Here is a 967-nt window from a genome sequence, read left to right as displayed (position 1 = left end):
GTAAGCCCCCGGCAAACTCACCTTCCCCCAGCCGCTTAGCTCGCTAACCATAGTGTCCACTACGCTTAGAAGTGGACACTTCCATGACCATCACCCAGCCCCGCCGTACCCGACGCACCCACTCTGAGGCATTCAAACAGTCCCTGATCGAAGCCTGCGGCGAGCCCGGCGCGTCAGTCGCCGACGTGGCCCTGGCCAACGGGATCAACGCCAACCAGCTGCGGCGCTGGATGCGAGAGCGGGGCATCGAGCCACCCGAGCTGTCCTGTCTGCCCTTACGTGCGGCGGCCTCCGAGCCGATGGGCGCCTTCGTCCCGGTGCAGCGTTCCCCCAGCCTTGAGGCCCCTATCCGCCTGGAACTTCGCAAAGGCTCCGCGGTGGTCACGGTAGACTGGCCCGCATCCTCGGCCGCCGCCTGTGGTGCCTGGCTGCGCGAGTGGCTCGGGTGATCCGGGTCGAGGCGCTGTGGCTATCGGTGGCGCCGCTCGACATGCGGGCGGGCATGGACACGCTCCTCACCCAGGTGGTGCAGGTCTTTGGGGAGGCGCGCCCGCATCATGCTTACCTCTTCGCCAACCGGCGCGGCACGCGGCTGAAGGTGCTGATCCACGACGGCCAGGGGATCTTGCTCGCCTGCCGGCGACTCCACCAAGGGCGCTTCCGTTGGGCCACGGGGAACGGCTCGCTGACGCTCTCCCAAGCCCAGTTCGACGCCCTGGAGCTGGGGTTGCCCTGGCAGCAGCTGCGGAATGACGGGGTGATTCGAATGACCTGACGGTGCACCATCGGGGGATGCCCGAATGGGCGCAAGGACGTGCCGGAGGCATGATCTGCGCATGGCTCTCCCCACCAACCTCCACGAACTGGACGCCGACGCCCTGCGCCAGCTGGTCATCGCGCAGGACCGGGAGCTCATCTGGCGCCAGAGCAAGATCGACCAGCTCACCCATGAGCTCTCGCTGCACAA

General features: G+C 67.2%; 2 protein-coding genes. Both read left to right on the top strand.

The window, feature by feature from the left end; all coding sequences use genetic code 11:
• Positions 1-71 precede the first annotated feature (71 nt).
• Positions 72-449 carry an IS66-like element accessory protein TnpA gene (gene tnpA, locus QQK25_RS23145; RefSeq protein WP_284190070.1) on the top strand — a complete coding sequence of 126 codons (378 nt, stop codon included), beginning with the start codon at positions 72-74 and terminating at the stop codon, positions 447-449.
• Positions 446-775, top strand: a complete 330-nt coding sequence (tnpB, locus tag QQK25_RS23140; protein WP_284190069.1) for an IS66 family insertion sequence element accessory protein TnpB — start codon at positions 446-448, stop codon at positions 773-775. The genes tnpA and tnpB overlap by 4 nt, the downstream gene beginning before the upstream one ends.
• The last annotated feature ends 192 nt before the right edge of the window (positions 776-967 follow it).

It is taken from the genome of Zoogloea oryzae, from assembly GCF_030161255.1.
In the GTDB taxonomy this organism is placed as follows: domain Bacteria; phylum Pseudomonadota; class Gammaproteobacteria; order Burkholderiales; family Rhodocyclaceae; genus Zoogloea; species Zoogloea oryzae.
Note: the sequence above shows the minus strand (reverse complement) of the source record. Positions and strands in the feature narration are given on the sequence as shown.